Genomic DNA, 23,512 nt, shown 5'->3' with positions numbered 1-23,512 from the left:
AGAATGTCAATTGCGCGTAGAGGGCAATAAGCGTTGTCGCCGGATGTCACTGCATACAGTACGTAGCCAAATGCTGGTTGGTTTGCGTACCATTGGGAGAAGGCCAAGAGCGCTAAAAGTACTACTACCAGAAGTGCATTCAGGATAAATCGTTTGCTTTTCATCGATCGCTCCTTCCGGGTGAACTTTATTATGTAATTCTACAGCAGCCATTTGTTATTTTAAGAATTTGACTGTCCTAAATAACATGCACTTTCGCTGGAGGGTCGCTGTTTGGCGGCCCTCTTTTTTGCACAGTCGCGGTGGGATGGTAATATCGTTACGTTTGAACTGTTTCGATGTGAAACCGAGGAGATTCCCTCTATGAGTGCTGACTACCCGTCAATGACTACGGCCGAGATTCGCTCTAAGTTCCTCAACTTCTTTGAGGAGCGCGGTCTTAAGCTCTATCCTTCTTCGTCCCTCGTCCCCGACGATCCTTCGCTGCTGCTTGCCAACGCCGGCATGAACCAGTTTAAGGAGTACTACCAGGGTAAGAAGACCATGAAGGAGATCGGCGCGATCTCCTGCCAGAAATGCGTCCGCACCAACGACATCGACTGCATCGGCGAGGACGGCCGTCACCTGTCCTTCTTCGAGATGCTCGGCGACTTCTCCTTTGGCGGCGTCTCCAAGCAGCAGGCCTGCGCTTGGGCCTTTGAGCTCATCACCAAGGAGTTCAAGCTGCCGCTCGACCGCCTGTACTTCACCGTCTTTACCGAGGACGACGAGACCCACGACGTGTGGCGCTCCCTGGGCGTTGCCGAGGATCACATTTCGCGTCTGGGCGAGGACGACAACTTCTGGGCCGCTGGCCCCACCGGCCCCTGCGGTCCGTGCTCCGAGATCTACTTTGACATGGGCGAGGAGGTTGGTTGCGGTAGTCCCGACTGCAAGCCCGGCTGCGACTGCGACCGCTTCCTTGAGTTCTGGAACCTCGTGTTTACCCAGTACGATCGCCAGGAGGACGGCTCCATGCCGGAGCTGCCGCACCGCAACCTCGATACGGGCATGGGTCTGGAGCGCATGGCCGCTATCATGCAGCACAAGACCGCTAACTACGACGGCGATTTAATGCAGCACCTCATCAAACTCGGTGAGGAAATCAGCGGCAAGACCTATGACGCCGACGATTACTCCGGCGCCAGCCGCTCCCTGCGCATCATCGCCGACCACTCCCGCGCCGTTGACTTTATGATCTCGGACGGCATCCTGCCCGGTAACGAGGGTCGCGAGTACGTCCTTCGCCGCCTGCTCCGTCGTGCCGTGTTCCACGGCCGCCTGCTGGGCATCGAGGGCGCTTTCCTGACCAAGTTTATCGACGAAGTCAACGCTCAGATGGGCGAGGCCTATCCCGAGCTGCTCAAGAACGTCGCGCTCGTCAAGGGCATCGTCGCCTCCGAGGAGGAGCGTTTCTCCACGACGCTCGACAACGGCCGCGTTTACCTGGATGAGGCCCTGGCCGCGCTCGCCGAGGGCGCTGTGCTTCCGGGCGACGTTGCCTTTAAGCTACACGACACCTTTGGTTTCCCCATCGACCTGACCGTCGAGATCGCCGGCGCTGCCGGCCACGACGTCGACATGGACGGCTTTACCGCCTGCATGGAGGACCAGAAGGCCCGCGCCCGTGCCAACGCCAAGGGCGATGCCTGGGGTAGCTTCAACGACGTGTGGGTCGAGCTTTCCGACAAGGTTGCCGCGACCGAGTTCGACGGCTATGACAACGACGTCATCGAGGGCGCCAAGGTTGTTGCCATCGTGCGCAACGGCGAGTCCGTTGAGTCCGCTGCCGCCGGCGAGGACGTCGAGGTCGTGCTCGACCGCACCCCGTTCTATGCCGAGATGGGTGGCCAGCAGGGTGACGCCGGTGAGCTTTCCGCCGAGGGCGTTGCGCTGACTGTTGCCGACACCAAGAACCACAACGGCCTGTATGCCCATGTCGCGCACGTTGCCGAGGGCACGTTGACCGTCGGTGCTACCGTGACTGCCGCGCTCGACGCCGAGCGCCGTGGTTTCCTGCGCCGCAACCACACCGCCACCCACCTGCTCGACGCCGCGCTTAAGCAGGTCCTGGGTGAGCACGTCTCCCAGGCCGGCTCGCTGGTGACGCCCGAGCACCTGCGCTTTGACTTCACGCACTTCGAGGCCCTGTCTTCCGAGCAGCTCAAGGCTGTCGAGGACCTGGTCAACCAGCAGATCTTCGCTTCCAAGCCGGTCGTGACCCGTGTTATGGGCATCGACGAGGCCAAGGCCGCCGGTGCTGTCGCACTGTTTGGCGAGAAGTACGGCGACGTCGTCCGCGTCGTCTCCGTGGGCGCCGAGGACCAGCCGTTCTCCCGCGAGCTCTGCGGTGGTACGCATGCCGCCAACACCGCCGAGATCGGTCTGTTCAAGATCATCTCCGAATCCTCCACGGGCTCGAATGTCCGCCGTATCGAGGCCGTGACCTCCAAGGGCGCTCTCGATTACATGGCCGACCGCCTGGCACTCGTTGACGCCGCTGCCGCTGCGCTCAAGTGCCGCGTCGACGAGGTTTCTGCCCGCGTGGAGAACCTGCAGGCCGAGCTGCGCGAGACGTCTAACAAGCTCAAGAAGGCGCTGACCGGTGGCTCCTCCGACGCTATCTCCAGTGCCATCGACGGCGCTGTCGAGCTGAACGGCTACAAGCTCGTCGTCGCTGAGCTCCAGGGCCTTGAGGCTGCCGACCTGCGCAACGTTTGGGACACCGTGCACCAGAAGGTCGCCGGCCCCGTCGCCTGCGTTGTTGCCAGCGTGACCGAGAAGGGCACCCCGGCTCTGCTCGCCGCCGGCTCCGATGACGCCGTGAAGGCCGGTTTCCACGCCGGTAACGTGATCAAGCAGATTGCGGGCCTGGTCGACGGTCGCGGTGGCGGTCGTCCCAACATGGCCCAGGCCGGTGGCAAGAACGCCGCCGGTATCGCCGATGCCCTCGCGGCCGCTAAGACCGCGCTCGGCGCCTAAGAACCTAAGTAGTCGCTGTGGTCGCGCTCGCACTGGACATAGGGGAGACCAGGATTGGCATTGCCGTCTCGAGCCGTGATGGCAAGATGGCAATGCCTGTCAAGGTGCTTCCGGCTGCCGAGGTCACCGGTATGTCAAAGACGTTTCGCTACCTGGTCGAGGACTATGAGCCCGATATCCTGGTAAGCGGACGTCCTTTGACCATGGCCGGTGAACCCGGCCCCCAGGCCGAGCGCGTCGCCGCCGTGGCCCAAAAGATTGCCGACGAGCTCGACCTTCCGCTGGAGTTTGAGGACGAGCGTCTGTCCTCGCAGGAGGCCAAGCGAATCCTGCGAGAGCAGGGGCTCAACGAAAAGCAGATGAGGGGCAAGATCGACATGATCGCCGCCAGCCTGTTCTTGCAGACGTGGCTCGATCGCAAAAACGAGGAGGTTTCGCATGTCTAGCGCTTTCGATCCGCGCCAGCCGAATCGTACACGGCAGCCCGCGCCGCGCCCTGCTCAGGCTGGCCAGCGCCCGGCGCAGCCGATGCAGCGTTCGGCTCAGCCTACTCAGCGTGCTGCTCAACAGCCCGCCGCTCGTCCCGCGCAGCCCGCTGGCGGCGCTCGTTTTAAGCAACAGGTTCCTGCCCAGCGCACGCAGGGGCAGGCCCCGCAATCACGCTCCCACGCACATCATGCTCATGGCTCGCACGGCGTTGCTCCAGCCACGCGTTCGAGCTGTAACACGCACGCCCGCCGTGGTGCCCAAAAGAAAAGCTCCCCGGTGCCTTTGATTGTCGGTGGCGTCGCCGCCGTGCTTGCGCTTGTCGCGATCGTTTTCTTTGTCGTGCCGGCCGTTAAGGGCTTCTTTGGCGGTGAGGATGCGAAAGTCGTTGCAGGCCAGCAGGTTACTATCACGATTCCCGATGGTGCCTCGGGTGACAGCATCGCTTCGATTCTCTCTGAGAACCATATCGTCGAAAATCCCAAGGATTATTACGCGGCGGTCAAAAAGCTCAACGCGGATATGTCGCTTAAGCCGGGTAAGTATTCGTTTACCACGCTTATGGACGCGACCAAGGTCGTTCAGCAGCTCATGGAAGGCCCCAATGCGGGCTCCGATGCGCTGACTATCCCTGAGGGCCTGACGGTTGATCAGGTCGCCGACCGCGTGGCCAAGGCATACGGCAGTATCTCGAAGGAAGACTTCCTCAATCAGGCAAAGGCGTCCAACTATGTGAAGGACTATAGCTTCCTTGAGGGCGCCGCGAACGATTCGCTCGAGGGTTTCCTGTTCCCCAAGACGTATTCGTTGGGCAAGGACCCAAGCGCCGATGATGTGATTCGCGCCATGCTTGACCAGTTCAACGCTGAGTATAAGTCGCTTGACTTTGCCAGCTGCGAGGCCAAGATCAAGGAGCGCTATGGCGTGGAGATGTCCGATTACGACATCGTTAACCTTGCCTCGATTGTCGAGCGCGAGGGTCTCAACGCCGATCAGCGCGCGCATGTGGCATCGGTTTTCTATAACCGTCTGGCGGGCAAGCTCGATGGCCTGCGTTACCTCAATAGCGATGCGACCATGATGTATGTCACCGGCGGCGAGGTTACCGCCGACGACCTGCAGAGCGATAGCCCGTATAACACCTATAAGCATGAGGGCCTGCCGCCCACGCCCATCTGCTCTCCGTCGCTCGAGGCGCTCAAGGCTACCCTTGAGCCGACCGACTCCGATGACCTGTATTTCTACATCACACAGGACGAGGAATATTTCTCGAAGACCTACGAAGAGCACCAACAGTCTTGGAATTGATCATGAGGATTTTTAGCCCCAAACGATATGTTGCCTCGGTCGATCGCATCGACCTCGATACCCTCTGGGCCGACGGCAAGCGCGCCATTCTGCTCGACCGCGACAACACCCTGGTGCCGCGTGATACCGAGCAGGTTCCCGCTGCGGTCTCCGCCTGGCTCGAGGCCGCCCATGCCAAGGGCTTTAAGCTGTGCATGGTGTCCAACAACTGGCATCGCGACCAGGTCATGGCGTCGGCTCGTGAGTTGGGGCTCGAGGCCATCAGTCATGCCATGAAGCCGGCGCCATTTGCCCTCAAAGCGGGCCTTAAGCGTCTGGGCGCCACGGCCGACGAGGCCGTGCTGATCGGTGACCAGCTGTACACCGACGTATGGAGCGGAAACTTTGCCGGCGTTGACACTATTCTGGTCAAGCCGCAGGCAACCCAGGACCTGTGGTACACGCAGATCTTCCGTATCTTTGAGCGCCGGGCCCTGCGCGACCTTCCCTGCGAGGAATAGGTTTCGCCATGTCTCAGCACATCAAACACGGCTGCGACCATATCTTCTTTATCGGCTTTTTGGGCGCGGGCAAGTCGACGCTTGCGCGCAATGTAGGCACTATGTTCAAGCGTCGATTCATCGATACCGATCGTTTGGTTGTGCGTCGATGCGGCAAGTCGGTGACCGAGATATTTAAGACCGAGGGTGAGGATCGTTTTCGCGAGCTCGAGACCTCGGCACTCCGTTCGCTTCAGAGCGAGCGCAGCCTGCTGGTATCGTGCGGGGGTGGCATCGTCGAGACGCCGGTGAACATTGAGCTGATGCACGAGATGGGTACATGCGTGTACCTCGAAGGCGACTTTGAGGACTCGTTGCGCCAGATTCGCCGCTCCGATACCCGGCCCGATTTCCGCTCGCCCGAGCATGCTGCGCGCCTGTTTGAGCATCGCCGTCCGCTGTATCGCCAGGCCGCCGATATTACCCTTGATATTCGCAACAAGTCCTTCGAGGACGTTTCCTACCTTTGTGCCGAGATGCTTTTGGAGCGTGGGCTGCTATGATTCGCCGTCAACTTATCAATTTCCAAAACCGCAGTGTCGATGTCCGCGTCGGTCTTGGCGCGTTTGAGGAACTGTCGCGCATGTTTGCCTCGGCTGTGGGCAAGCCTAAGCGCGCGATGGTGGTTTGGAACGACGCCACATCCGAGCGTTTTGGCGAGGTCGTCGAGCATGCGCTGGTCGACGCCGGGTTTGCCGTGTCGCTGCTCGCCCTCGAGGTTTCTCCTGCCGGCGCTACGCTGGCCGATGCCGATACCGTCTTTGGCGCCCTGTCAGCTAACGGCATTACCTGCGACGATCTCGTTGTTGCCGTTGGCGATGTCGCAACCTGCTCGGTCGTTTGCTGGTGTGCCAATCAGTGGTGCGGTCGCACCGAGTGCGCCTTGCTGCCGACGACGTTCGACGCCATGCTCACGGTCGCGACGACCATGAAGCCGCTCGTCGCCTCGTCGGCGAATGCGCTTCCCGCTATCGCGTTCCGTCCCGAGCCGGGCTTGGTCGTGTGTGACCTCGACCTTGTTCGCGAGACGGACCCCGAGGACCTCAAGCTTGGCTATGCGGTACTTGTTGGCACCATGCTTTCGAGCAGCAAGTCCCGTTGGAATCAGTTTACCGAGACCGTCCCCGAGATTCTCGCGGGCGAGGAGGTCGCGCTCGTCAATGCCGTTCAGTGGTCTCAGACTGCCCGCAAGGACGTACTGATGGCTACGAACCCGAGCGCCCGCCATGCGCTCGATTTTGGCAAGATGGGGGAGCGTACCCTGCGCGCCTGCTTGGGCGATGCCGCTTCTCAGGTCCCTGCCTACCAGCTGTTGTCCGAGGGCATGCGTTTTGAGGCGCGCCTAGCACATGATGCCTGCGACTTCGATATCGATTACGTTTTTGAGGTCGATGACTGCCTGGAGGACTTTGGCATCGAGGAGCTTGCCTTCGACCTGGAGCCCACTGCGTTTATCGAGGAGTTCCGTAAGCAGCAGTTCGCCCGCTCGAACCGCAGCATGTTGCCGCTGCCCGCGGCGCTCGGCGCCATTCGTCTAACGAGCGTTGAGGACGAGGTTCTTGAGCGCCATGCTCACGCCTACTTGGCTTCTCGCAAAGAACTTCTCTAAGATTTATTGACATCCATCGTCTTTCGTATCATGTTGAGGGACGGGTTTCCAATCGGTTGCGGTTCGCATGCGATTCCGACGTTCGGTTGAGACCCGTCCCGCACTTTTTGAGACAACAAGAAAGGAATCTGCATGTCTGAGTTTGCTGTCGGTCCTGCCGGTCGTATCGAACGTGTCCGTGCCCTGATGGTCGAGCGCGGCTACGACGCTATCGTGGTACGCGACGAGGCCAATCTTCGTTGGCTCACGGGCGTGAAGGGCGTCTTCGACTACACCTTCGAGTTCCCGCACGCGGCGTTTATTACGGCTGACCAGTGCCTGTTCCATACCGACTCGCGCTACCTCAACAGCTTTGAGGAGAACACGCCCGCCGGCAGCCCTTGGGTCTACGATATGGACGAGGGCACCATCCCCGGTTGGGTCGCCGGCAAGATCGCGGCCAACAAGTGCCGCGTCTGCGCCGTCGAGGACGACATGCAGATCAACTTCTACCAGGGTATTCAGCGTGGTCTGGAGGACCGTTCCGTCGCCTGCATGTTGCCGCTGATGCATGATGACATCCGCAAGATGCGCGCCATCAAGGACGCCGAGGAGATCGAGCTCATGCGCCATGCACAGTCGATCACCGATGCCGCCTTCCAGCATATGCTCGGCTTTATTAAGCCCGGTATGACCGAGAAGCAGGTTCGCAACGAGCTCGAGAACTTTATGTTCGCCAACGGCGCCGACAGCCTGGCCTTCGGCTCCATCGTGGCGAGCGGTCCCAACACCGCCAACCCGCACGCCGTGCCGAGTGACCGCGTGATCGAGAAGGGCGACTTCGTCCTCATGGATTACGGCGCGGGCTACTGCGATTATCGTTCCGACATGACGCGCACCGTCGTGATGGGCGAGCCTACCCAGGAGCAGCTCGATCTGTACGCGCTCGTGCGCCGTACGCACGAGGAATGCGTCGCCGCCATCCATCCGGGCGTCGAGGGCAATGACATTTTTAAGCTTTCCAAGAAGATCATCGGCGATGCCGGCTATGGCGATTACTACAACCACGGTCTGGGCCACGGCGTGGGTATCGACATCCATGAGCTGCCCAACTTCAACCGCAGCAAGAACACCATCGAGGTCGGCTCGGTTATCACCATGGAGCCCGGCGTGTATCTGCCCGGTGTGGGCGGCGTGCGCCTGGAGGACTACGGCGTGGTCACCGAGAACGGCTACGAGCCCTTCACCAAGACCCCGCACGACCTGCACGTCATCGACTGCTAGCCCATTTCGATAGATTTTTGGGGCGGGGCGTCCGGTTCGATTCGGACGCCCCGCGTTCTCTTTTTATGCGCTCGCTGCAGGCGAGCTCTGCAAGTGTATAATTTCGGTCGTATGTAATTTGGACGCTTGTGCGTTCTGCCCATAACAAGAAAGGTCGCTATGCCTACCATTTCTACCGCCGACTTCAAGAACGGCCTCGGTCTCCGCATTAAGGACAAGGTCTACACCATCGTCGAGTTCCAGCATGTCAAGCCGGGCAAGGGCGGCGCGTTCGTGCGCTACAAGACCCGCGACATCAAGAGCGGCCGCGTCGTCGAGAACACCTGCAACGCCGGCACCAAGTTCGAGAGCGTCATGCTCACCACCCGTGAGTTCCAGTACCTCTACAACGATGGCGCCGACTACATCTTCATGGACAATGAGACCTATGAGCAGGTTCCCGTTCCCGAGGATATGGTGGGCGAGAACTCCAAGTGGCTGCGCGAGAACGACATCTGCCAGCTGCTCTTTGCCGACGACGAGCTCATGGGCGTGACCCCGCCGATGTTCATCGAGACCACCATCGTCCAGACCGACCCGGGCTTTAAGGGCGACACCGTCCAGGGTTCCACCAAGCCGGCCACGATCGACACCGGCGCTGTCATCCAGGTCCCCATGTACCTCAACGAGGGCGAGGTCATCAAGGTTGACACCCGCGACGGCAAGTTCGTCTCCCGCGTCTAGCAACCAACTCTTCTAGGAGGACTCATGCCCCAGGAAATCAAGATTGACGGCATCGGCATTTCGCCCGATGTTCTGACCGCCATCGTCTCGCGCGCCGTGTCGGATGTCGAGGGCATCGCCTCCGTTGGCGTCAAGGACCTTGCCACCAACCTTGTCTCCATGATGCTCTCGTCCAAGGCCCCGGCTTCCGAGCCGGCGGTCGAGGCCGAGGTCGTCGGCGACAAGCTCGCACTCACCGTGCGTGTCGTGGTGTTCTTTGGCTATCCGTTCAAGAAGCTCGCCGAGGCCGTTCGCGCCGCCGTGGTCGCCGCCATCGATGCCCAGGTGGGCGTCGAGGTCGAGCGCGTTGACGTTTGCATCGACGGCCTCGTTTTCCCCAAGGAGTAACCTTTGAGCCTTAAGGTTTATCGCGGGCGCACGCTTGCCCGCAGTCAGGCGCTGCAGCTGCTGTTCCAGGCCGAGGCCACGGACAGCCCGCTCGAGCGCGTCCTCGAGGGCGATTTCCTGATCTCGAAGGGTCCCCTCGACCCCTATGCGCTGGAGCTTTGCCGCGGTGCCTACGAGCACATTGATCGCATCGATTGTGCCCTGCGCGCCGTCGCCAAGAACTGGGATCTTATGCGCATGCCCGGTGCCGACCGCAACCTGCTGCGTATCGCCGTCTACGAGATGCGCTTCCTCACCGACGAGGAGGTCTCGGACGCCATCGTCATCAACGAGGCCGTCGAGATCGCTAAGGCCTATGGTACCGACCAGTCCGCATCGTTTGTCAACGGCGTGCTGGGCAAGATCGCTCGCAGCGAGGAGCTGCCGGGCGAGGACCTGTACCAGGAGCTGCTGGCCGAGGACTGTGCTCGTGAGGAGGCACAGGCTGCCGAGGCAGCCGCCAAGGTCGCTGCTGCTCAGGCTGCCGCCGGTGTACTTGACGAGGATGCGGACGCTGCTGGGGCCGTCGAGGCCGACTCCGTCGAGGAGTAGCCATGCCAGAGGGTTCCGTCCGCAACTTCGATGAGATCTCGGATCGCCTGGACCAGATCATCGCCACCGTTCGCTCCAAGGATACGTCCTTGGAGCGTTCGCTCGATTTGTTTGACGAGGCGATTGAGCTGGGCTCCCGAGCGGTCGATATGGTCGACAAGTTTGAGCTGACGCCGCGTGAGGCCGACAAGCTCGAGCAGGAATACGATGAGGATGCGGCAAACGAGTCCCAAGATAGACAGGCTGCATCTCCGGATACGAATGGTTGATGGCATTCATGAAACGCGTGCGTCTCGATGACGAACTGATTTCACGGGGCATCTGCGCCGATCGCGCGGATGCCCTTCGCACTCTTATGGCCGGCTTGGTTTCGAGTGGCGGTGAGCGTTTGACCTCTCCGGGGCTCAAGGTGACGCCGGGCCTGCCACTGCACGTTAAGGGGCGCATCCCGTATGTTGGGCGCGGCGGCCTTAAGCTCGAGGGCGCGCTCGATGCGTTTGGGATCGATCCGACGGACCTTGCTTGCCTCGATGTGGGATGCTCCACGGGCGGCTTTACTGATTGCCTGCTCAAGCGCGGCGCCGCGACCGTTGTCTCGGTCGACGTGGGCCGTGCCCAGTTTGATTGGTCGCTGCGCCAAGACGATCGCGTGACGCTCCACGAGCGCACGAATGTGACGCAGTTGCCCGAGCTCGGCTACGGCGCTGCTATTGACCTGGCTGTGTGCGATGTGTCGTTTACGAGTATCGCGAATATCATCGACGCCGTGCTGGCGTGCCTGAAGCCTTCGGGTTCGTTTTGCACGCTCGTAAAGCCGCAGTTTGAGGCGCCGGCTGCGCTGGTGGGCGAGGGCGGTATCGTGACCGACCCTGCCGTCCGCCGCGATACACTCGTGGCGGCGATTGAGCTCTTTGCCGCCAAGGGCCTGTTCCCGCTCGATGTGTGCGTGTCGCCAATCCATGGCGCTAAGGGCAACGTTGAGTTTTTCCTGTACGGCACGAGGTTTGCCCCCGGCGAGCGCGCCGAAGATGAGTTGCAATCCCAGGTATCGGCTTTGAGCGAGAAAGCGGCAACGCTATGAAGGTCTTTCTGGTTCCCAATTACTACAAGCAAGAGGCGGTCGAGAGCGGCCTGATGCTCGAGCTCTGGCTGACGCGCCAGGGCTACGAGGTTGCATGGGCTGCCGACCAGCGCTCCAAGATCCAGAGCACGCCCGATGTTGACGATGCCGACTTGGTCATCACGCTCGGCGGCGACGGCACACTGCTGCGCGCCGCCCGTATTCTCAACTACCGCGAGATTCCCATTTTGGGTCTTTCCTATGGCCACCTGGGCTTTTTGACGGCGGCCAGTCCCGAGGAACGCGATATTTTGCAGGTTGTGAGCGATGCCCTGTCCGGTGAGCTCCACGTGAGCCGCCGCGCCACCATCGCCGCGGATATCGTCTCGGTGCGCGATGACGGCACGAAGGATGTCGTGCGTTCGTTCGCCCTCAACGATATGGCGCTCACGCGTGGGCCCCTGTCCGATATGGTCGAGTTTGACATCACGGTGTCCGGCCATCATATCGATCGCCTGCGCGGTGACGGTGTCGTCGTGTCGACGGCGACCGGCTCTACGGGCTATGCGCTCTCCGCCGGCGGCCCTATCGTCAGCCCTGATTACACGGGCATGGTTTGCGTGCCGATTGCTCCGCATACCATTCAGGCTCGCGCCTTCTTGACCTCGCCGAGTGATGTCGTCGAAATCTTTATGTCCGATGATCGCCCGAGCGTGCCTGCCATCGCTATCGACGGACAGTTTATTACCTGCGATGGCACGGTCGAGAGCGTGGCTGTTCGTCGCGGTCCCGGCGATGTGCTGCTGCTGGATTACGGCCCCGAGAGCTTCTATAACTCGGTGAGCCGCGTGTTCTATGGAGTGCGCCATGATCGATGAGCTGCAGGTTTCCAACATCGCGCTCATTCGCGAGGCGACGTTGGTTCCGAGTACCGGCTTGACCGTCCTGACCGGCGAGACCGGTGCTGGCAAGACCGCGCTGCTCTCGGCGCTCAAGCTCATTTTGGGCGAGCGCGCGGATTCGTCGACGGTTCGCGAGGGCGAGGCGCTTGCCAGCGTCGAGGCGCGCCTGTTTGACGGCCCGCACGACACGGAGGGTTTTACCGTACAGCGCAGCCTTTCCGCCGAGGGCCGCAGCCGCGTAAAAATTGACGGCCGCATCGCCAGCGTGCGCGAGCTTTCGGAGCGCGTTGGCGTGATGATGGATCTATGCGGCCAGCATGAACATCAGTGTCTGCTCGACCCGGCGCACCATGTTGCCATGGTCGATGCTTGGGCTGGGCGCGCGGCGCTTGAGGCGCTCGAGAAGTATCGCACCTGCTTTAAGGCTTCGCGTGCCGCCGCCAAGGAGCTTCGCCGTGTGGAGGAAGCCTCACGCGCGCAGGGAAGTCGCGTCGAGGAAGCGCGTTTTGCTCTTGAGCGTATCACCGAGGTCGACCCCAAGCCAGGCGAGTACGAGGAGCTCGAGGAGCTGCTGCCGCGCTCGGAGCACGCCGAGGTCTTGGTTGCGACGGCCAACGAGGCCCATGCATCGCTTGCTGCCGAAGGGGGAGCGCTCGATGCCGTGAATGGCGCCGTTGCCGAGCTTTCACGCATGGCGACCGTTGACCGCAAGCTCGGTGACATCGCCGATGCACTTTCGGATGCCTGCATCTCACTTGAGGATTGTGCCAACGAGCTGCGTGCTTATCGCGATGGCGTTGCGTTTGACCCTCGCGAGCTCGCTCGCATGCGCGAGCGATATTCAGACCTCAAGGGCCTGCTGCGTCAGTGGGGTCCTACCATGGATGACGTGTTTGCCATGCGCGATCGCTCACAAGAGCTGTTGTCGCTGGTAGACGATGGTGATGGGCAGATCAAGAAGGCGCGTGAAGCGCTTGGCGCAGCGGAGCATGAACTGTTCGCCGCCGCCAAGGCGCTTAAACGTGCACGCAATACGGCGGCCCCGCGTTTTTGTCATGAGGTTGGCCGCCAAATGGCGCGTCTGGAAATGGGGGGCGCCGAACTCGTCTGGGAGTCGCGTGATCTTCCCCGCGCCGAGTGGACGCTTGCTGGCCCTTCGAGCTATGAGCTTTTGTATCGCAGCGGCGCTGGATTGACGCCGCGTCCCCTGCGCCGTATCGCGTCGGGTGGCGAGCTCAGCCGCGTTATGCTGGCGAGCAAGGTTGTCCTCGGCAACGCGGATGGCGTGGATACACTGGTGTTCGACGAGGTCGATGCTGGTGTCGGCGGCTCTACGGCTCGTGCTCTTGCTGGTGTGCTGGCCGATCTTGCCGCCACGCATCAGGTCATTGTCGTAACCCACCTGGCGCAGGTTGCGGTCATGGCCGACAAGCATTACGTGGTCAGTAAAGAGCCGGGCGATGTTCCCCAAACGCACCTGGACGAGGTGACCGGCGATGCCCGTACCGCCGAGATCGCCCGCATGCTGAGCGGCGATCAGTCGGAGGCAAGCCTAGCGCACGCCAGGCAGATGTTGGAAGAAGCGCGTGCTTAGGCCGAACCGCCACATGTATTTTCGACCCGGCCGCCACGAAACCGGCCCATCTACTACGTTTAATAGGCTATCGGCTACCACGCCAAGAATTGCAAAAAGAAAACCGCAGGTAGAACGCCTGCGGTTTTTTCTATTTTCGGCATGTGGTTGGGCCATACGGATAAAACGTAGTAGATAGGCCGGTTTCGCGGCGAATGGCGTTTGCCGGCTCCCCAAAATGTCTACTCCACGACCTTATCCGGCTGGATGAGCTCCTCGTAGTAGCTGATATGCTCGCGGGCGTCCTCAATTTCGGGCAACAGGAAGTTGTAGATGACCTCGATGATCATCGTTGCGCTCATCTTGGAGAACGCGAAGTCGCCCGTTGTCAGCAGCGCCTCGTGATTGACGGTATTAAAGGTGTAGTCGGCTAGGCGCGCAAGCGGAGACTTGCTGTCGCTGCTGATGACGACCACGGTGGCACCGCAGTCGCGAGCCGCTTTTGCCATGCGATTCAGACGGCGAGACTTGCCGGAGTTCGAGATTAGCACGATAACGTCGCCGGGGCGCAACGTGAGCGCAAAGCCGATTGATGTCTCGCTGATGGTGCTCGCCATACAGCGCAGGCCCAGCTGCGAAAACTTAAATGTCGCATCGAGCGCGACTGCGTTCGTATTGCCCACGGCGGCGAACTCAATAACGCCGGCATTCTTAAGCGCGTGCACAACAGCGGCCAACGTGTCGTGATCAATGCCGTCGATGGTCGCATTAAGCTCGCTCACCTTGGCGGCGAGGATATTTTTAAGGCTCTGCTCCATGTTGTCGAGCGAGACCTCGTCTGTCAGGCCCTCGTTGCGCTGGCTCTCCAAGTCGCGCGCCAACGAAAACTGAAAGCTGCGGAAGCTGCCGAAGCCCAGCTTACGGCAAAAGCGTGAAACCGTCGCCTCGGACGTGGCAGCGGCTCGTGAGAGCTGGGCGGCTGTCAGACGCGGCGCCTCGGACTGGTGCTCCAATATATAGTCGACAATGCGCTGCTCGGAATCGCTGTACCCTTTGTGCGTGCTAATAAGGGAGAGCGCGCTCTTGCTGCTATCGGTCATGGATGGCTCCTGGTTGGCATGAAAATCGGACTCGTTTTTCATGCCATAGTATACGGGTAGTTTCATTTACAAGATACACCTTGCCGTTTCAAGTGTTGATGGTAAACTTTCACTTACCGTTTACGGTTATGAAAGAACCTTTCACCGGAGAATTGCGCCTTGTCTCTTCTCACGCGGACGGTAGGTTGGTATCTTTCAAGTGTGGAAAAACGCGCATTGAAGCGCGTGTAGGGGAGCGCCTGCGGGCGCAAAACTTAAAAAGGAGGGACACATGGCTAAGTTTGACATCATCGCCGCGACCGGTTGCCCGACCGGCATTGCGCACACCTTCATGGCGAAGGAGGCGCTGGAGAAGGCAGCTGCCGAGCGAGGTCTGACCATTAAGGTCGAGACTCATGGCCAGGTCGGTGTCGAGAACGAGCTCACCAAGAGCGAGATCGCCGGTGCCAAGGCCGTCGTCGTCGCAGCCGATAAGGATGTCCAGGCTGAGCGTTTCGCCGGTAAGCCCATGGTTTCCGTTGGTGTTTCCAAGGCCCTGTCTGTCGAGGCTGCCGGTAAGCTGATCGACCGCGCGCTCGCCGCCAAGGGCGACGACACGGTTGCCGCTGCCGCCGATGTCGAGGACGAGGTCGAGGAGAAGGAGTCCATCGGTCACGTCATTTACAAGCACCTCATGAACGGCGTCAGCCACATGCTGGTCTTCGTCGTTGCCGGTGGTGTTCTGACCGCCATTTCGTTCCTGTGGGGCATCACGTCCTTTGATTCGACGGCTGCCGACTACAACAGCTTTGCCGCGATGCTCAAGATTATCGGCGGTATCGCCATGAACCTCATGGTTCCGGTGCTCTCCGCCTACATCGCCGAGTCTATCGGCAAGCGCCCGGCGCTCGTCCCCGGCTTTGTTGCCGGTATGATTGCCATCCAGGGTCTGCCCGTTAACGCCGATACCGGCATGATCGACGCTGGAGGCTCGGGTGTGGGCTTTGGCTTCCTGGGCGGCATCGTCGGCGGCTTCCTCGCCGGCTATGTCATTTTGCTGCTCGAGAAGGTTTTCTCTAAAATTCCCGCGAGCCTTAATGGCCTGAAGGCAATCTTCCTGTATCCGCTTTGCTCTACCGCCATCGTCGGCCTGGTCATGCTCGGTATTTCCGGCCCCATGGCTGCCATTAACCAGGGCATGATGGATTTCCTGCAGAGCCTCGGTAACTCCGGTCCGGTGATCCTTGGCCTGGCCATCGGCTGCATGTGCGCCTTTGATATGGGCGGCCCGGTCAACAAGGCTGCTTACGCTACTGGCACCTTCCTGCTCGGCACCGCTCTCGAAGCTGGCGTCGGCACCGAGACCTACAACTTCGGCACCAACTTCATGGCTGCCGTCTCCGCCGCTTGCATCGTTCCGCCGCTGATCACCACCTTCGCCGTCGTTGTCGGCAAGAAGTACTTCAGCCAGGAGGATCATGACGCCGGTATCGTCAACCTTATCCTTGGTTGCACCCACATCACCGAGGGCGCCATTCCGTTCATGACCAAGAACATCTGGCCCGTCATGCCTATCATGATGGTCGGTTCTTCCATCGCTTCCATCTTGACCATCTTCTTCAACGTTCACGATCCGGCGCCTCACGGCGGCTTCCTGGTCCTGCCCGTTGTCGAGAACGGCCCGCAGTGGGTCCTCGCGATCCTCATCGGCGCCGTGGTCGGTGGCATCCTGTTCGTGGCCTTCAAGAAGTACGACTTCGAGAAGAACCAGAAGCCCGCTCCTGCAGCCAAGCCGGCTGAGACCCCTAAGGCCGCTGCTGTCGAGGCCCCCAAGGCCGAGGCTTCCGACTTCGTGAAGGTCGAGAACGTCTTTGTCGCCGAGGACTTCGCTTCTCGTGACGAGGCTCTGAGCTTTGTCTCCAACCAGGCCGTTAAGGCCGGTATCGCCGGCGATGCCGACGCCGTGATGAACGCCTTCCTGGCCCGCGAGGCCGAGGGCACCACGGGCATGATGGAGGGCTTCGCCATTCCGCATGCCAAGTCCGACGCCATCACCGAGGCTGCCGTCATCGTCGTCAAGGACGACTCTGGCGTGACCGGTTGGGACACTATGGATGGCGCTCCCGTCAACGTTGCCATCGCCCTGCTCATCCCGGGCGCTCAGGCTGGCACCACGCATCTCAAGATCCTGTCCAAGGTCGCCGAGGCGCTTATGGACGAGGACTTCCGTGCCACCGTCAAGGGTTCCACCGACGCCGCCGAGATCGCCAAGACGATCAACGCCCGCCTGGTCTAATTCCACGGTACGCGAATAACATCGCCCCTTGTAACAAAGGCGGAGACCCTCACCAGGGCCTCCGCCTTTTTCATCCCCAAATAAGTTGCGGTGAAATAGGGACTGTTTAAACGATTCAACCCCAAATTCAGTCCCTATTTCACCGCAACTTACAAAAGGGTATAGATAGACCCCATCAACTAGATCAACCAGGCGAACAAAAACTCAGCCAGAATTCCGTTCGCACGATATTGCTCTGGACCGACCGAGTTTCCGCAGCTTTCTCGCCCACAGGGGGCCGGGCGCGGACAGTGAGATTTATCGCGAGTTCCGCACGAGCCGAAGAGCACTTAATGTGCTCTTCGTGCGAGCAGGACTGTAGAGCAGGAAATCTCACTGGCCGCGCCCGGCCCCCTGTGGGCGAGCAAGCGGGCGACAAACACATCTGTCCAACAATTCGTCCGAAACATAATGAAAAACCGTTTGATGTGAGTTAATATAAACAACGTCGTGAATCTGACTCCTGCCGCATGCATGACAGGGGTTAAACACAAAAAGGAGTCAATTATGGTTTCTGAGAAGGCTACCCTCGTCAATCCGCAGGGTCTTCACATGCGTCCGGCCGGCCTCTTCGCCTCCACCATGGGCAAGTACGCCTGCGACGTGACGGTCGTCACCCCCGAGAAGGAGGTCAACGGCAAGTCCCCGATGGCCCTCATGGCTGCTGGTATCCCTTGCGGTACCGAGGTCGAGGTCAAGTGCGACGGCGCTGACGAGGCCGAGGCTCTGGCTGCTGCCATTGAGCTCATCAAGAGCGGTCTTGGCGAGTAGAACTCAAACGGGTCGCATGTTGAACAATTAAGTTCATACTTAGGGGCGCAGTGACCTGTTCAAGGTAGCTGCGCTCTTTTGTCATGGATATGGCAAAACGCTTTATCACATGACACGGAGAGAGGAATGGGAATGTATCAGGGAGTCAACGCATCCGAGGGCATCGGTATCGGCACCGTCATGGTCGCCGTCGATCCCGACTTGACGTTTGAACCGCACGCGGTTGCTGATTCGGCCGCAGAGAAGGAGCGTTATCAGACGGCTCTTTCGGTCTTCTGCGAGAAGACCCAGGCTCAGGCCGACCACATGAAGGAGACGGTGGGCGAGGCCGAGGCCGAGATCATGAGCGGACACATCGTCCTGGCTCAGGACCCGGGCATGACTGATGCCATCAACGCCGCCATTGACGGCGGCACCTGCGCCGAGCAGGCGCTCATGGACACCTCGACCATGTTTGAGAACATGTTCCTGTCCATGGACGACGAGATGTTCCGTCTGCGCGCGGCCGACATCGCCGACATCCGCACCGGTATTCTGGCCGAGCTGCTGGGCAAGGAGGTCGTCGACCTCTCCGTCCTGCCCGAGAACACCGTCGTTGTCGTGCACGACCTTACGCCGTCCATGACCGCCACGATCGATAAGGCCCACGTTGCCGGCATTGTCACCGAGACCGGTGGCCGCACTTCGCACTCCGCGATCATCGCGCGCGCCCTCGAGATTCCGGCCGTCCTTTCGGTCTCTAACAGCTGCACCGCGCTTCGCAACGGCATGACCGTTGTCGTCGACGGTGGCAAGGGTGTCGTCGAGGCCGATCCCGACGAGGAGACGCTTGCCGCCTACACCGCCAAGGCCGAGGCTTTCGCTGCCGAGAAGGCGGCTCTCGAGGCCTTCCGCGGCAAGCCTTCTGTGACTGCCGACGGCATCAAGAAGATCATCGCCTGCAACATCGGTAACCCCGATGACGTGCCCAACGCGCTCGATCACGATGCCGAGGCCATCGGTCTGTTCCGCTCCGAGTTCCTGTTCATGGACTCTGCCGAGCTTCCTTCCGAGGAGGAGCAGTTCAACGCCTACCGCAAGGTCGCCAGCGCGCTCAAGGGTGCTCCGGTCATCATCCGCACGCTCGATGTGGGCGGCGACAAGGAGATCCCGTACCTGCACATGGTCAAGGAAGACAACCCCTTCATGGGCTTCCGCGCCGTGCGTTACTGCCTGGCCAATCCCGACCAGTACAAGGTCCAGCTCCGCGCTCTGCTGCGCGCCAGCGCCTTTGGTGACGTCAAGATCATGATCCCGCTCGTCACCTGCGTCGAGGAGGTCGTGGCCGTCAAGGAGCTCGTCGAGCAGTGCAAGGCCGAGCTGACCGAAGAGGGTCGCAAGTTCAACGAGAACATCGAGGTCGGCATCATGGTCGAGACGCCTGCCGCTTCGCTGCTCGCTGACCGCCTGGCCGAGGTCGCCGACTTCTTCTCCATCGGCACCAACGACCTGATCGGCTACACCATGTGCGCCGACCGTGGCAACGACACCATCTCCAACCTGTACCAGGTGTACTATCCCGCCGTGCTCCGCTCGCTCAAGAACATCATCGAGAGCGGCGTGAAGGCCGGCATCATGGTCGGTATGTGCGGCGAGGCCGCTGCCGATCCGCTGCTTGAGCCGCTGCTGATCAGCTGGGGCCTGGAGGAGTTCTCGATGAGCGCTCCGTCGATCCTGCGCGCCCGCAAGACCATCAGCCAGTGGACCAAGGCCGAGTGCGACGAGCTCGCCGAGAAGGCACTCGCCTGCAACACCGCCGCCGAGGTCAAGGCGCTGCTCGAGTCCGCAGCTCGCTAATTTGGTATCAGAGGTAACCGCGTGGTTGGAATGGGCCGGCCACGCGGCCCTCACATATACAGGGGGTACTGTAAATGTTCTACACGCTAACCGCTAATCCGGCCGTCGACATGACGGTTTCGAGCTCTCCGCTCGAGCCCGACGAGAACGTCCGCACCGGCTCGGCCAGCTACACGGCAAACGGTAAGGGCCTTGACGTGTCCTTCGCCTTTAAGAAGATGGGCGTCGACACCGTCGCGCTCGGCTTCTTCGCCGGCTTCACGGGCAAGTTCATCGTCGAGGAGGTCATGAACCTGGGTTGCCTGTGCCGCCCGGTCTGGACCGACGGCATCACGCGTATCAACACCTACGTCAACGATGGCCAGCACGAGTACGGCATCCTTAACCCCGGCGCACCGATTACGCCGGAGCACCAGAAGGAGCTCTACAACATCCTGGACACCGCGGGCGACCTTGAGTGCCTGATTGTCTCCGGTTCCGTGCCTCCCAAAGCTACGCCCGACTTCCTGGCTCAGGTCATGGAGCACGCTCAGGCCCGTGGTGCTGACGTCGTCCTGGACCTGTCCTCCGACAAGCTCAAGGAGCTCGCTCACAAGAAGCCGCTGCTCATCAAGCCGAACCATCACGAGATGAAGGCTATCTTCGGCGTGCCGGTCGACACCGACGACGAGGTCCGCGTTGCCATGAAGCTCGCCCACGACGCCGGCGTCCAGAACGTGCTGCTCACCCGTGGTAGCCGCGGCGACGCTTACTTCTCCAACGGCGAGGACATCTGGTACGCCAAGCGTGAGTTCAACATCAAGCTGGTCTCTTCCGTCTGCGCCGGCGACTGCACCCTCGCTGCATTCCTGCACAAGTGGTACAGGGATCGCGACAACGTCGAGGAGGCCATGAAGCTCGCTATGGCCACCGGCGCCAACGTTGCCGAGTCCGTGGGCATTGGCGACTTCGGTCATGTTGACGAGTACAGCAAGCGCGTTGCTGTCCGTAAGCTCGATCGCAAGTAAGCGAAACGCGACAAATTCGTGCGCATGCGGCGTCCCGGTTTTGATCGGGGCGCCGTTTTTTGTCCCACCCGAACTTCTGCGCCGCCCTTCACCGCTTCCACACCGTTCGCCGAGTTGCTATAGCCTTTTACGGGTGCGTGGAATATACTTTCATTAACACGTTGCTTCGTGAAAGGAACATTCATGATTTACACGCTCACTGCAAATCCCGCTATCGACTACAACATCGCCTGCGACGGCCTGTCCGCCAATACCGTTACGCGCACCCGTAACGCGGTCTACACCCCCAACGGCAAGGGTCTCAACGTCTCGTTTACGCTCGACCACTACGGCGTCGACACCACGATCCTGGGCTTCTTTGCCGGCTTCTCGGGCGAGTTCATCGTCAAGGGCGCCGAGGCCCTGGGCGTGCCCGTCAAGCCCGTGTGGACCGACGGCATCACGCGCGTCAACGTCTTCCTCAACGCCGGCCCCGACACCGAGTACAACATGGTTAACGCCGGCGCCGCCATTAACGAGGCCAACGAGCAGGAGATGTTTGAGCTCATCGATTCGCTCGATGATATGACCTGCCTGGTCATTAGCGGCTCGCTGCCCCCCAACACCTCTGAGGGCTTCCTGGCCGAGGTTCTGCGTCGCGTTAAGGCCAAGGGCGCCGAGTTCGTTCTCGACATCTCGAGCCATCAGCTTGCCGACCTTATTGCCATGGAGCCGCTGTTGATTAAGCCCAACGATGACGAGCTGCTCGACATCTTTGGCATCAAGGTGAGCGGTGGCGACGACGAGTCCGTCAAGCGCGCGATGGCCGAACTGCACGCTAAGGGCGCCAAGAATGTGCTGCTGACCCTCGGCGGCGCCGGTGCCTATTTCTCTAACGGCGAGCACATTTGGTTTGCGAACCGCACCTTTGAGGTCAAGCTGCTGTCGACGGTCTGCGCCGGCGATTCTTCGCTCGCTGCCTTCCTGTCCGTGTGGCACGACGCCCCCGAGCGCGTCGAGGACGCCCTGCGCCTCTCGATGGCCACCGGCGCCAACGTGGTTGAGTGCCCTGGTCTGGGCGATTTTGCCAAGGTGGATGAGTACCAGAAGGGTATCGCAATCCGTCAGGTTTGCTAGTTCCGGCATATTGCCTGAATAGTTCGATTATTTCGCATCCGTCTTAGACCAGGACGGATGCGTTTTTGTTTATCGGACTTGCGTGTGCAGTGGAGGCTGTTTCTTGTTAGACTTCTTGAGAACCATCGATTAACGCTCGCAAGTGCAGGAGGCCATAGGCATGTGTAATGTTTCGCTCAACGGTACGCAGCCGAGTGATGCCTCCATCCGTGTCCTGCGTGCGCTTGAGGCAGCCGGTCTTGAGGCTTGGTATGTAGGCGGTTGGGTACGTGATGCCCTGATGGGGCGTCCCAGCCACGATGTTGACATGTGTTGTAGCGGCCTGTGGCAGGAGTCCAAAGCGGCGCTCGAGGCGACTGATATTGCCGTGATCGAGTCGGGCATTAAATTTGGCGGCATCACGGCCATTTGCGATGGCGAGCGCGTTGAGGTCACCACCTACCGCCTAGACGGCTTTTACACCGATGGGCGCCATCCCCAGAGTGTGGAGCGTGCGGCGTCGCTTGAGGACGATCTGGCGCGTCGCGACTTTACCGTTAACGCTATGGCCTGGCATCCTCAGCGCGGTCTTGTCGACCGCTACGATGGCCAGGGCGACCTGGAGCGCAAGCTCATCCGCGCCGTAGGAGATCCCAAGCGTCGTTTTAACGAGGACGCGCTTCGCATGCTGCGCGCGGTACGTTTTGCCTGTCGTCTTGATTTTATGATCGAGCCTAAGACCAAACAGGCGCTTGCCGAGTGCGCGCCGTTGCTCGATGCCGTGGCGCGCGAGCGCGTGGGTATTGAGCTTGAGGGCATCCTTTCGACTGGCCACGGGGGAGACGCGATGCTGCGCTACCCCGAGCTTGTTTGCGCCGCCGTGCCCGAGCTCGCGCCCGGTCGCGGGTTTGATCAGCGCAGTGTCTATCATGCGTTTAACGTCTACGAGCATATCGCCCGCGTGCTGACGGTGGCAGGGGAGCTGGCGCTGTGCGATGGCGTCGCGCCCTCTTCGAGCTTGATGTGGGCGGCGTTTTTGCACGACGTTTCCAAGCCCGATTGCTTTACGGTCGACCACGCCGGCAGTGGACACTTCTACGGTCATCCTGAGCTCGGTGCCAAGAAGGCGCGTGTCATCATGGACCGCCTGGCGCTTTCACACGATTTGGTGCACGATGTGTGCCTGCTGATCAAATACCATGACAAGCCGCTGCGTCCCGAGCGATCCTGCCTGCTCAATATGATGCGCGCGCTTTCGGGCGAGGGTGTCGATACGCCGCGTCTGATGGACGAGCTCATGGACCTTAAGCGTGCCGATACGCTTGGCAAGGCGCCCTCGTGCTTCTATTACGTCGAGACGATCGAGGAGATGCGCGCGCTGGCACGCGAGTTGCTGGCGGCGGGGGAGCCCTATACGCTCAAGATGCTTGCTATCAATGGTGGCGACTTGATTCGCGCCGGCGTCAAGCCCGGGCCGGAGTTGGGCAATCTACTCAACACCGCCCTCGAAGCCGTAATCGAGGATAATATCCCCAACAAGCGCGAAGCCCTTCTGGCCCACCTCAACCTGGGGTAGCTAATTTGGGACGGGGCTTTTTTAGCTACCCGGTTTAACTGCGCTTTCCATAACCTGCCGACAAAATTTCGCCAATTTGGAATTTATTCTTGCGCTCGCGTTTTTTGTCCCGTAATATATTTCCTCGCAGCACGGCAGTGCAGATGTCATGTGGCCCGTTCGTCTAGCGGTTTAGGACGCCGCCCTCTCAAGGCGGAGATCACCAGTTCGAATCTGGTACGGGCTACCATGAATTAGAGACCCGGACTTCCCACGGAAGTTCGGGTTTTTTATTTTCAAGACTTTAGTCTGCTGGCCGCGCAGCGGCCAGCTTTAAACCACCCGCTACGCGGGTGGAGACAAACGGCTTTA

Annotated in this window: 21 protein-coding genes and 1 tRNA gene; 21 read left to right on the top strand and 1 reads right to left on the bottom strand. The window is 60.5% G+C overall.

Annotated features, from left to right (window positions below):
• The first annotated feature begins 363 nt into the window (after nt 1-363).
• From alaS to AB5Z20_RS08620, 14 genes are all read left to right on the top strand, one after another.
• On the top strand, nt 364-3,021 hold the full coding sequence (gene alaS / locus AB5Z20_RS08685) for an alanine--tRNA ligase (RefSeq protein ID WP_368156971.1): 2,658 nt from the start codon (nt 364-366) through the stop codon (nt 3,019-3,021).
• A 17-nt stretch (nt 3,022-3,038) separates the two neighbouring features.
• The gene (ruvX, locus tag AB5Z20_RS08680) at nt 3,039-3,467 is read left to right on the top strand and encodes a Holliday junction resolvase RuvX (protein ID WP_117746034.1); all 429 of its coding nucleotides are present in this window, start codon (nt 3,039-3,041) and stop codon (nt 3,465-3,467) included.
• Nucleotides 3,460-4,815 carry an endolytic transglycosylase MltG gene (gene mltG / locus AB5Z20_RS08675; RefSeq protein ID WP_368156970.1) on the top strand — a complete coding sequence of 452 codons (1,356 nt, stop codon included), beginning with the start codon at nt 3,460-3,462 and terminating at the stop codon, nt 4,813-4,815. The genes ruvX and mltG overlap by 8 nt, the downstream gene beginning before the upstream one ends.
• A gap of 2 nt (nt 4,816-4,817) precedes the next feature.
• Nucleotides 4,818-5,315, top strand: coding sequence for a YqeG family HAD IIIA-type phosphatase (locus AB5Z20_RS08670; RefSeq protein WP_117583452.1), 498 nt, complete (start codon nt 4,818-4,820; stop codon nt 5,313-5,315).
• 8 nt (nt 5,316-5,323) lie between these two features.
• Complete coding sequence (locus AB5Z20_RS08665) at nt 5,324-5,857, top strand: shikimate kinase (RefSeq protein WP_117746035.1); 534 nt, start codon at nt 5,324-5,326, stop codon at nt 5,855-5,857.
• Nucleotides 5,854-6,963 carry a hypothetical protein gene (locus tag AB5Z20_RS08660; protein ID WP_270225320.1) on the top strand — a complete coding sequence of 370 codons (1,110 nt, stop codon included), beginning with the start codon at nt 5,854-5,856 and terminating at the stop codon, nt 6,961-6,963. The genes AB5Z20_RS08665 and AB5Z20_RS08660 overlap by 4 nt, the downstream gene beginning before the upstream one ends.
• A gap of 132 nt (nt 6,964-7,095) precedes the next feature.
• On the top strand, nt 7,096-8,226 hold the full coding sequence (locus AB5Z20_RS08655) for a M24 family metallopeptidase (RefSeq protein WP_368156969.1): 1,131 nt from the start codon (nt 7,096-7,098) through the stop codon (nt 8,224-8,226).
• 159 nt (nt 8,227-8,385) lie between these two features.
• Entirely contained in the window at nt 8,386-8,949 is a 564-nt protein-coding gene (gene efp, locus AB5Z20_RS08650; RefSeq protein ID WP_117806186.1) for an elongation factor P, read from the top strand.
• A 24-nt stretch (nt 8,950-8,973) separates the two neighbouring features.
• Nucleotides 8,974-9,336 (top strand): Asp23/Gls24 family envelope stress response protein, encoded by a 363-nt coding sequence (locus AB5Z20_RS08645; protein ID WP_006233982.1) that lies wholly within the window; start codon nt 8,974-8,976, stop codon nt 9,334-9,336.
• 3 nt (nt 9,337-9,339) lie between these two features.
• Nucleotides 9,340-9,927 carry a transcription antitermination factor NusB gene (nusB, locus tag AB5Z20_RS08640; protein ID WP_346977107.1) on the top strand — a complete coding sequence of 196 codons (588 nt, stop codon included), beginning with the start codon at nt 9,340-9,342 and terminating at the stop codon, nt 9,925-9,927.
• A 2-nt stretch (nt 9,928-9,929) separates the two neighbouring features.
• Nucleotides 9,930-10,196, top strand: a complete 267-nt coding sequence (locus tag AB5Z20_RS08635; RefSeq protein ID WP_089571754.1) for an exodeoxyribonuclease VII small subunit — start codon at nt 9,930-9,932, stop codon at nt 10,194-10,196.
• An 8-nt stretch (nt 10,197-10,204) separates the two neighbouring features.
• Complete coding sequence (locus tag AB5Z20_RS08630) at nt 10,205-11,008, top strand: TlyA family RNA methyltransferase (protein WP_346977111.1); 804 nt, start codon at nt 10,205-10,207, stop codon at nt 11,006-11,008.
• Nucleotides 11,005-11,865 (top strand): NAD(+)/NADH kinase, encoded by an 861-nt coding sequence (locus tag AB5Z20_RS08625; protein ID WP_217750036.1) that lies wholly within the window; start codon nt 11,005-11,007, stop codon nt 11,863-11,865. Before AB5Z20_RS08630 ends, AB5Z20_RS08625 begins: the two co-directional genes overlap by 4 nt.
• Entirely contained in the window at nt 11,855-13,483 is a 1,629-nt protein-coding gene (locus tag AB5Z20_RS08620) for a DNA repair protein RecN (RefSeq protein WP_368156968.1), read from the top strand. Before AB5Z20_RS08625 ends, AB5Z20_RS08620 begins: the two co-directional genes overlap by 11 nt.
• A gap of 221 nt (nt 13,484-13,704) precedes the next feature.
• Here the strand turns inward: AB5Z20_RS08620 and AB5Z20_RS08615 are convergent, their stop codons facing one another.
• Nucleotides 13,705-14,628 (bottom strand): MurR/RpiR family transcriptional regulator, encoded by a 924-nt coding sequence (locus AB5Z20_RS08615; protein ID WP_368156967.1) that lies wholly within the window; start codon nt 14,626-14,628, stop codon nt 13,705-13,707.
• Nucleotides 14,629-14,833: 205 nt separating this feature from the next.
• On the opposite strand from AB5Z20_RS08615, the gene AB5Z20_RS08610 reads away from it, so the two are divergent.
• The 7 genes from AB5Z20_RS08610 (at nt 14,834) to AB5Z20_RS08580 (ending at nt 23,390) form a co-directional block, all read left to right on the top strand.
• A complete protein-coding gene (locus AB5Z20_RS08610; RefSeq protein ID WP_368156966.1) occupies nt 14,834-16,837 on the top strand; it encodes a fructose-specific PTS transporter subunit EIIC in 2,004 nt (667 codons plus the stop codon).
• Between the two features lie 546 nt (nt 16,838-17,383).
• A complete protein-coding gene (locus AB5Z20_RS08605; RefSeq protein ID WP_022094575.1) occupies nt 17,384-17,647 on the top strand; it encodes an HPr family phosphocarrier protein in 264 nt (87 codons plus the stop codon).
• A gap of 132 nt (nt 17,648-17,779) precedes the next feature.
• Complete coding sequence (gene ptsP, locus AB5Z20_RS08600; protein WP_368156965.1) at nt 17,780-19,483, top strand: phosphoenolpyruvate--protein phosphotransferase; 1,704 nt, start codon at nt 17,780-17,782, stop codon at nt 19,481-19,483.
• A 74-nt stretch (nt 19,484-19,557) separates the two neighbouring features.
• Complete coding sequence (locus AB5Z20_RS08595) at nt 19,558-20,490, top strand: 1-phosphofructokinase family hexose kinase (protein ID WP_152076986.1); 933 nt, start codon at nt 19,558-19,560, stop codon at nt 20,488-20,490.
• 183 nt (nt 20,491-20,673) lie between these two features.
• Entirely contained in the window at nt 20,674-21,606 is a 933-nt protein-coding gene (locus AB5Z20_RS08590; RefSeq protein WP_368156964.1) for a 1-phosphofructokinase family hexose kinase, read from the top strand.
• Nucleotides 21,607-21,766: 160 nt separating this feature from the next.
• Nucleotides 21,767-23,161: a CCA tRNA nucleotidyltransferase gene (locus AB5Z20_RS08585; RefSeq protein WP_368156963.1), complete on the top strand. Its 1,395-nt coding sequence runs from the start codon at nt 21,767-21,769 to the stop codon at nt 23,159-23,161.
• 152 nt (nt 23,162-23,313) lie between these two features.
• A tRNA-Glu gene (locus AB5Z20_RS08580) sits at nt 23,314-23,390 on the top strand.
• The last annotated feature ends 122 nt before the right edge of the window (nt 23,391-23,512 follow it).

This window comes from Collinsella aerofaciens (genome assembly GCF_040910245.1).
Classification (GTDB): domain Bacteria; phylum Actinomycetota; class Coriobacteriia; order Coriobacteriales; family Coriobacteriaceae; genus Collinsella.
This window is presented reverse-complemented; position numbering and strand designations above follow the sequence as displayed.

Excerpts from the sequence above, each read along its gene's own strand:
- alaS (WP_368156971.1), top strand. The coding sequence starts at position 364 with ATGAGTGCTGACTACCCGTCAATGACTACGGCCGAGATTCGCTCTAAG.
- mltG (WP_368156970.1), top strand. The coding sequence starts at position 3,460 with ATGTCTAGCGCTTTCGATCCGCGCCAGCCGAATCGTACACGGCAGCCC.
- AB5Z20_RS08670 (WP_117583452.1), top strand. The coding sequence starts at position 4,818 with ATGAGGATTTTTAGCCCCAAACGATATGTTGCCTCGGTCGATCGCATC.
- AB5Z20_RS08665 (WP_117746035.1), top strand. The coding sequence starts at position 5,324 with ATGTCTCAGCACATCAAACACGGCTGCGACCATATCTTCTTTATCGGC.
- AB5Z20_RS08660 (WP_270225320.1), top strand. The coding sequence starts at position 5,854 with ATGATTCGCCGTCAACTTATCAATTTCCAAAACCGCAGTGTCGATGTC.
- AB5Z20_RS08655 (WP_368156969.1), top strand. The coding sequence starts at position 7,096 with ATGTCTGAGTTTGCTGTCGGTCCTGCCGGTCGTATCGAACGTGTCCGT.
- efp (WP_117806186.1), top strand. The coding sequence starts at position 8,386 with ATGCCTACCATTTCTACCGCCGACTTCAAGAACGGCCTCGGTCTCCGC.
- AB5Z20_RS08645 (WP_006233982.1), top strand. The coding sequence starts at position 8,974 with ATGCCCCAGGAAATCAAGATTGACGGCATCGGCATTTCGCCCGATGTT.
- AB5Z20_RS08635 (WP_089571754.1), top strand. The coding sequence starts at position 9,930 with ATGCCAGAGGGTTCCGTCCGCAACTTCGATGAGATCTCGGATCGCCTG.
- AB5Z20_RS08630 (WP_346977111.1), top strand. The coding sequence starts at position 10,205 with ATGAAACGCGTGCGTCTCGATGACGAACTGATTTCACGGGGCATCTGC.
- AB5Z20_RS08625 (WP_217750036.1), top strand. The coding sequence starts at position 11,005 with ATGAAGGTCTTTCTGGTTCCCAATTACTACAAGCAAGAGGCGGTCGAG.
- AB5Z20_RS08620 (WP_368156968.1), top strand. The coding sequence starts at position 11,855 with ATGATCGATGAGCTGCAGGTTTCCAACATCGCGCTCATTCGCGAGGCG.
- AB5Z20_RS08615 (WP_368156967.1), bottom strand. The coding sequence starts at position 14,628 with ATGAAACTACCCGTATACTATGGCATGAAAAACGAGTCCGATTTTCAT.
- AB5Z20_RS08610 (WP_368156966.1), top strand. The coding sequence starts at position 14,834 with ATGGCTAAGTTTGACATCATCGCCGCGACCGGTTGCCCGACCGGCATT.
- AB5Z20_RS08605 (WP_022094575.1), top strand. The coding sequence starts at position 17,384 with ATGGTTTCTGAGAAGGCTACCCTCGTCAATCCGCAGGGTCTTCACATG.
- ptsP (WP_368156965.1), top strand. The coding sequence starts at position 17,780 with ATGTATCAGGGAGTCAACGCATCCGAGGGCATCGGTATCGGCACCGTC.
- AB5Z20_RS08595 (WP_152076986.1), top strand. The coding sequence starts at position 19,558 with ATGTTCTACACGCTAACCGCTAATCCGGCCGTCGACATGACGGTTTCG.
- AB5Z20_RS08590 (WP_368156964.1), top strand. The coding sequence starts at position 20,674 with ATGATTTACACGCTCACTGCAAATCCCGCTATCGACTACAACATCGCC.
- AB5Z20_RS08585 (WP_368156963.1), top strand. The coding sequence starts at position 21,767 with ATGTGTAATGTTTCGCTCAACGGTACGCAGCCGAGTGATGCCTCCATC.